Source organism: Klebsiella sp. 141251, from assembly GCF_050600725.1.
Taxonomy (GTDB): domain Bacteria; phylum Pseudomonadota; class Gammaproteobacteria; order Enterobacterales; family Enterobacteriaceae; genus Klebsiella; species Klebsiella aerogenes.
Map to the genome: position 1 here is coordinate 942783 of NZ_JAQIRG010000001.1, position 7053 is coordinate 949835.

The following is a 7053-nucleotide window of genomic DNA, read 5'->3' on the forward strand; positions in this document are numbered from 1 at the left end:
AGGGCGGGGAGAGCCCCCGCCCGACGAGTTACAGCACCAGCCCGGCAAAACTGGCGGACAGCAGGCTAACCAGCGTCGCGCCATAGACCAGACGCAGGCCGAAGCGGGAAACGGTGTTGCCCTGTTGCTCGTTAAGCCCTTTAATCGCCCCGGCAATGATGCCAATGGAGGCGAAGTTGGCGAACGAGACGAGAAACACGGAAAGGATCCCTAGCCCGCGCGGCGTCATGCTGGCGGCAATTTTCTGCAGCTCGATCATCGCCACGAATTCGTTAGCGACCAGCTTGGTGGCCATAATACTCCCGGCATTTAGCGCGTCGCTTAATGGAATACCCACCAGCCACGCCAGCGGATAAAACACGTAACCGAGGATTTGCTGGAAGCTTAGGCCGAAAACGGTCGCAAATAACGCATTAACGGCGCTAATCAGGGCGATAAAGCCGATTAGCATCGCCAGAATAATCATCGCCACCTTAAAGCCCGCCAGGATATATTCGCCCAGCATTTCAAAGAAACTCTGCGATTCATGCATCTTTTCAAGCTTTATTTCAGCTTCGCTGCCGGGGCGCGTAGGGTTAATAATCGACAGCACAATAAAGGTGCTGAACATATTAAGAATCAACGCCGCCACCACGTATTTCGCATCAAGCATGGTCATATAGGCGCCGACGATCGACAGCGATACCGTTGACATGGCGGTCGCCGCCATCGTGAACAGGCGACGCGGAGAAAGGTCCCCGAGTACGCCTTTGTAAGCAATAAAGTTTTCCGACTGGCCGAGGATCAGCGAGCTGACGGCATTGAATGATTCCAGCTTGCCCATGCCGTTCACCTTCGACAGCAGGGTGCCGATCAGACGAATAAAGATCGGCAGAATACGCCAGTGTTGCAGAATACCTATCAGCGCGGAAATAAAGACGATTGGACACAGTACGCCGAGGAAAATAAAGGCCAGCCCTTTTTCACCCATCCCGCCAAATACGAAGTTGGTCCCTTCAGCGGCGAACCCGAGTAACGAAGCAAAAAAGCCTGAAATATTTTTCACTACCCATAACCCGCTTTCGGCGTGAAGGAAAAAGAAAGCCAGGGCGATTTCAATAATAATTAACTGCAGAATGTAGCGAATGCGGATTTTTTGACGGTCATAGCTGGCAAGCCAGGCGAGGGCGAGAATAACCGCCAGCGCCAGCAGGAAGTGCAAAATTTGAGTCATGTTATTTATTTCGCAGATAAATCAGGACCGCCATTTAGCCACAGCGCTACGGTCCGGTAAATATGCGATATAAAAAATCATGCTATTTGCCATTTTAATGCTTAGCTGGTGAGATATTTTCGTAAGTGACTATTTTGTAGCGATTAATTTACAACTTGTCATCATTCCCTGAACATTTCGCTTGTGTTTCTCATTGTTGTAATGATAATCACTATCATAAATATTTACCTATCTTTGCATCCGTTGACGGCGGTTCACATTTAAGGGTTTCGGCATGTTTGTTCCATTTCTCATCATGTTACGCGAAGGGCTGGAAGCCGCGCTGATTGTCAGCCTGATTGCCAGCTATTTAAAACGAACCCAGCGCGGCAGCTGGATCGGCGTCATGTGGATTGGCGTATTCCTCGCGGCGGCGCTCTGTCTCGGGTTGGGGATTTTTATCAACGAGACCACCGGAGAATTTCCGCAGCGCGAGCAGGAACTGTTTGAAGGCATCGTGGCGGTGATAGCGGTATTTATCCTCACCTGGATGGTGTTCTGGATGCGTAAAGTGTCGCGCAACGTCAAACAACAGCTGGAGCAGGCGGTGGATAACGCGCTGCAGCGCGGGAATAACCACGGCTGGGCGCTGGTGATGATGGTGTTTTTTGCGGTTGCCCGCGAAGGCCTGGAGTCGGTCTTTTTCCTGCTGGCGGCATTCCAGCAGGATGTGGGCATCTGGCCGCCGCTGGGGGCGATGCTCGGGCTGGCGACGGCGGTAGTATTAGGTTTCCTGCTTTACTGGGGCGGTATCCGCCTTAATCTCGGCGTGTTCTTCAAATGGACCAGTCTGTTTATCCTGCTGGTGGCGGCCGGTCTGGCCGCCGGGGCGATTCGTGCTTTCCATGAGGCGGGATTGTGGAATTACTTCCAGAATGTCGCCTTTGACCTTAGCAACGTGGTATCGACGCATACGCTGTTCGGTACGCTGCTGGAAGGCATCTTTGGTTATCAGGAGACGCCCACCGTCAGTGAAGTGGCGGTTTATCTCTTCTATTTGATCCCGGCGCTGGTGTGCTTTGCCTTGCCGCCGGGCAGCAAAACGACAGCATCGCGAGCCGCGTAATTCAGGCGCCGCTGATTAATATAGTTACAACATACTTTTCGAAAGGGATGGTCATGATAATTCATTTTCGCCGTACTGCGCTGCAGTTAACCGTCGCCGCGCTGTTTAGTTCCGCCTTTTACGCTCAGGCTGCGGATATTCCGCAGGTTAAAGTTACCGTCAACGATAAGCAGTGCGAACCTATGCAGGTAACGGTGAAGGCGGGTAAAACCCAGTTCATCATCCAGAACCACAGCCAGAAAGCGCTGGAGTGGGAGATCCTGAAAGGAGTGATGGTGGTCGAGGAGCGGGAAAACATCGCGCCAGGATTCACGCAAAAATTGACGGCTAAACTGCAGCCGGGCGAATACGATATGACCTGCGGCCTGCTGACTAACCCGAAAGGTAAGCTTATTGTCACCGGTGAAAGCAGCAAAGATGCGGCGAAAGCCGATGCGGTGCTGAGTCTTGGCGAGGCGATTACTGCGTATAAAGCCTACGTTACCGCGGAGACCGCGCAGCTGGTTAGCGGTACTAAAGCCTTTACCGATGCGGTAAAAGCCGGTGATATCGAGAAAGCGAAGGCGCTGTATGCCCCGACCCGTCAGCACTACGAGCGCATCGAACCGATTGCCGAATTGTTCTCCGACCTCGACGGCAGCATTGACGCCCGTGAAGATGATTTCGAGAAAAAAGCCGAAGACCCGAAATTTACCGGCTTCCACCGTCTGGAAAAAGCGCTGTTTGGCGATAACAGTGTGAAGGGAATGGAAAACTATGCCGAACAGTTGAACAGCGATGTGCTGGAACTGCAAAAACGCATTAGCGAGCTGGCCTTCCCGCCGTCGAAAGTGGTAGGCGGCGCGGCGGGGCTGATTGAAGAAGTGGCGGCCAGCAAAATTAGCGGCGAAGAAGATCGTTACAGCCATACCGACCTGTGGGACTTCCAGGCCAATATCGACGGCGCACAGAAAATCGTCGACCTGCTGCGCCCGCAGCTGCAAAAGGATAATAGCGCGCTGCTGGCCAAAGTTGACGCCAACTTCAAAAAAGTTGATGCCATCCTTGCTAAATACCGCACGAAAGACGGTTTCGAGACCTATGACAAGCTCACCACCGCTGACCGTAATGCGCTGAAAGGGCCGATCACGACGCTGGCAGAAGATCTGGCTCAACTGCGCGGAATTTTGGGCCTGGATTAATTCGATGACACAACAGAAACCACGCGACGTGAATGAACCGTCACGTCGCCGCTTACTGAAGGGGATCGGCGCGCTTGGCGGCGCGCTGGCCATCAGCGGCGGTTGCCCGATGGCGCAGGCGGCGAAAGCGGAAAGCTCCCCCGGCACGCTCGCTCCGGATGCGCGTCAGGAAAAACAGCCATTTTATGGCCCGCATCAGGCGGGCATCCTGACGCCGCAGCAGGCCTCGATGATGCTGGTGGCGTTTGATGTACTGGCGGCGGATAAAGCTGACCTCGAACGCCTGTTCCGCTTGCTGACCCAGCGGATCGCCTTTTTAACCGCAGGCGGTCCGGCGCCGGATACCCCGAATCCCCGATTGCCGCCGATGGATTCCGGGATTTTAGGGCCGTGGATTGCGCCGGATAACCTGACTATCACCGTCTCGGTCGGCCATTCGCTGTTCGATGAGCGCTTTGGATTAGTGGATAAAGCGCCAAAAAAACTGCAGGCAATGACGCGTTTCCCGAATGATTCGCTGGATGCCGCACTGTGCCATGGCGATTTACTACTGCAGATTTGCGCCAATACCCAGGATACGGTCATTCACGCGCTACGTGACATTATCAAACACACGCCCGATCTACTGAGCGTGCGCTGGAAGCGGGAAGGGTTTATCTCTGATAGCGCGGCCCGTAGCAAAGGCAAAGAGACGCCAATTAATCTGCTGGGCTTTAAAGACGGTACCGCTAATCCGTCGAGCCAGGATAAAGCGCTAATGGATAACGTGGTGTGGGTGACTGCCGACCAGGGCGAACCGGCCTGGGCGATCGGCGGTAGTTATCAGGCTGCGCGTATCATTCAGTTCCACGTTGAGTTCTGGGATCGTACGCCGCTGAAAGAGCAGCAGACGATTTTTGGCCGCGATAAACATTCTGGCGCGCCGTTGGGGATGAAGCATGAACATGATGTTCCGGACTACAGTCGCGATCCGAACGGTGAAGTGATTGCCCTTGATAGCCATATTCGTCTTGCGAACCCGCGTACGCCGGAAACGCAGTCCAGCCTGATGATGCGCCGCGGTTACAGCTATTCGTTAGGCGTCACCAACTCAGGGCAACTGGATATGGGGTTATTGTTCGTTTGCTATCAGCACGATTTGGAAAAGGGATTCCTGACGGTGCAGAAACGGCTGAACGGCGAGGCCCTGGAGGAGTACGTTAAACCGATTGGCGGCGGATACTTCTTTGTGTTGCCCGGCGTGATGAATGACCAGCATTATCTTGGACAATCGCTGTTACAAGCCTGATAGGCGTCCTGCCGGCGAAGGCAGGGCGTTTTCTGCTGTTTTTCTCGGATTCAATATATTTCCTGCCATGTGTTATATTTCTGTAATACAAATGACGGATAGTTTTCTACAATGATTTTAGAAATCATTGTTGCGTCAATGTAAAAAATAAGTTGCATTAAGAATAATTTTTGATGTACTTATTACATACGCGGTAGTTCCCGGCAGTGATGTCGCTCACTATGGAGATCGCGAATGGTAAGGTCCTGTAGCGGACAACGTAAAACCACATACCGTACTTTCCAGCACGGGGGCCCAGCTTCCGGCAGCGATTTTCACTCTGTAACCCCAATTTCTTCCACTACTAATCAGGCTAACTCTGGCAGGGTACGCGGTGCGCGTAGCCGCGACTCGTTGTCCATTCAACCGGCAAGCAATGGCTTACAAGGAAGCCAAACCTCAATCGTTCGTGCGCATAATCGCGTTGCTCTTGACGCGCGTGATGTAAACCAACAACGCAAGGTGCTATCCATGGGAAGACAAAAAGCAGTGATCAAAGCTCGTCGTGAGGCAAAACGTGTGCTGAGACGGGATTCGCGTAGCCATAAACAACGTGAAGAAGAATCGGTCACATCGCTTGTGCAAATGAGTGGCGTAGAAGCAATCGGCATGGCGCGGGATAGCCGCGATCTTTCGCCGATTGAGGCGCGTAATGAAGCTCAGGCGCATTATTTGAATGCCATCGACAATAAACAGCTGATTTTCGCCACCGGCGAAGCCGGGTGCGGGAAGACCTGGATCAGCGCGGCTAAAGCAGCTGAAGCCCTGATCCATAAGGATGTGGACAGAATTATTGTTACCCGTCCCGTTCTGCAGGCCGACGAAGATCTCGGCTTCTTACCGGGAGATATCGCCGAAAAATTCGCTCCCTACTTCCGACCGGTATATGACGTGCTGGTGAAGAGGTTGGGCGCTTCCTTTATGCAATATTGCCTGCGCCCGGAAATCGGCAAGGTAGAAATCGCGCCGTTCGCCTATATGCGCGGACGCACCTTTGAAAACGCGGTGGTGATTCTGGACGAGGCCCAGAACGTGACCGCGGCGCAAATGAAGATGTTTTTAACCCGCCTCGGGGAGAACGTCACGGTTATCGTCAACGGCGATATTACCCAGTGTGATTTGCCCTCTGGCGTAAAATCAGGCTTGAGTGACGCGCTGTCGCGTTTTGAAGAAGACGACATGATTGGCATTGTGCGCTTTACTACCGATGACTGCGTGCGTTCAACGCTTTGCCAGCGAACGTTGAAAGCCTATTATTAAACACTAGTGAGTGTGCAAAGCCCGGGATATCCCGGGCTTTGTTGTTTTTGCAGCATTTTCCCGCGGCGCTGCGCCTGGACGGGCTACTGGTGGTGGGCCTGTGGGGTTTCCCGGCGGCACTGCACCTGGACGGGCTACTGGTGGTGGGGCCTGTGGGGGTTCCCGGCGGCGCTGCGCCTGGACGGGCTACTGTGGTGGGGCCTGTGGGATTTCCCGGCGGCGCTGCGCCTGGACTGGCTACTGATGGTGCGGCCTTCGGGATTCCCGGCGGTGCTGCGCCTGGCCGGGCTACTGGTGGTGCGGGCTGTGGGGTTTCCCGGCGGCGCTGCGCCTGGACGGGCTACTGATGGTGGGGCCTGTGGGATTCCCGGCGGCGCTGCGCCTGGACGGGCTACTGGTTGGTGCGGGCTGTGGGGTTTCCCGGCGGCGCTGCGCTTGGCCGGGCTACTGGTTGGTGGTGCGGCCTGTGGGATGGGTAGCCCGGGCGAGGCATTTATGCCGACCCCGGGAAGGGCGGCGGTGCCACATGCGAAAAAAAGCCCGTACTTTCGTACGGGCTCTTATCTCGAATATGGCGGTGAGGGGGGGATTGACTCGCTTCGCTCGCCCCTGCGGGGCAGCCCGCTTACTGCGTGCGCGGTCTGTCCAACTGGCTGCGCCAGTTGTCGAACCCCGGTCGGGGGTTCTCGTCCCCCCCCAACGGAGAATATAAAAGAAAAGAGCCCGTACTTTCGTACGAGCTCTCATCTCGAATATGGCGGTGAGGGGGGGATTGACTCGCTTCGCTCGCCCCTGCGGGGCAGACCGCTTACTGCGTTCGCGGTCTGTCCAACTGGCTGCGCCAGTTGTCGAACCCCGGTCGGGGGTTCTCACCCCCCCAACGGAGAATATAAAAGAAAAGAGCCCGTACTTTCGTACGAGCTCTCATCTCGAATATGGCGGTGAGGGGGGGATTGACTCGCTTCGC

At 54.8% G+C, this 7053-nt stretch carries 5 protein-coding genes and 1 other RNA gene; 4 read left to right on the forward strand and 2 right to left on the reverse strand.

Annotated features, from left to right (window positions below; genetic code table 11):
• Positions 1-28: 28 nt before the first annotated feature.
• Entirely contained in the window at positions 29-1213 is a 1185-nt protein-coding gene (locus PGR09_RS04490) for a NupC/NupG family nucleoside CNT transporter (protein WP_047043556.1), read from the reverse strand.
• 274 nt (positions 1214-1487) lie between these two features.
• Between PGR09_RS04490 and efeU the strand changes: the two genes are divergently transcribed.
• The 4 genes from efeU (at position 1488) to phoH (ending at position 6086) form a co-directional block, all read left to right on the forward strand.
• A complete protein-coding gene (gene efeU, locus PGR09_RS04495) occupies positions 1488-2318 on the forward strand; it encodes an iron uptake transporter permease EfeU (protein ID WP_213797466.1) in 831 nt (276 codons plus the stop codon).
• A 53-nt stretch (positions 2319-2371) separates the two neighbouring features.
• Positions 2372-3499 carry an iron uptake system protein EfeO gene (gene efeO, locus PGR09_RS04500; protein ID WP_430915832.1) on the forward strand — a complete coding sequence of 376 codons (1128 nt, stop codon included), beginning with the start codon at positions 2372-2374 and terminating at the stop codon, positions 3497-3499.
• A 4-nt stretch (positions 3500-3503) separates the two neighbouring features.
• Entirely contained in the window at positions 3504-4787 is a 1284-nt protein-coding gene (efeB, locus tag PGR09_RS04505) for an iron uptake transporter deferrochelatase/peroxidase subunit (RefSeq protein WP_430915833.1), read from the forward strand.
• 510 nt (positions 4788-5297) lie between these two features.
• Complete coding sequence (gene phoH / locus PGR09_RS04510; protein ID WP_015367231.1) at positions 5298-6086, forward strand: phosphate starvation-inducible protein PhoH; 789 nt, start codon at positions 5298-5300, stop codon at positions 6084-6086.
• A gap of 755 nt (positions 6087-6841) precedes the next feature.
• Here phoH and PGR09_RS04515 read toward each other — a convergent pair.
• A non-coding RNA gene (locus PGR09_RS04515) (RtT sRNA) lies at positions 6842-6979 on the reverse strand.
• Positions 6980-7053: the final 74 nt, after the last annotated feature.

Coding starts and splice junctions, on each gene's coding strand:
- phoH (WP_015367231.1), top strand. CDS start 5,298: ATGGGAAGACAAAAAGCAGTGATCAAAGCTCGTCGTGAGGCAAAACGT.
- efeU (WP_213797466.1), top strand. CDS start 1,488: ATGTTTGTTCCATTTCTCATCATGTTACGCGAAGGGCTGGAAGCCGCG.
- PGR09_RS04490 (WP_047043556.1), bottom strand. CDS start 1,213: ATGACTCAAATTTTGCACTTCCTGCTGGCGCTGGCGGTTATTCTCGCC.
- efeB (WP_430915833.1), top strand. CDS start 3,504: ATGACACAACAGAAACCACGCGACGTGAATGAACCGTCACGTCGCCGC.
- efeO (WP_430915832.1), top strand. CDS start 2,372: ATGATAATTCATTTTCGCCGTACTGCGCTGCAGTTAACCGTCGCCGCG.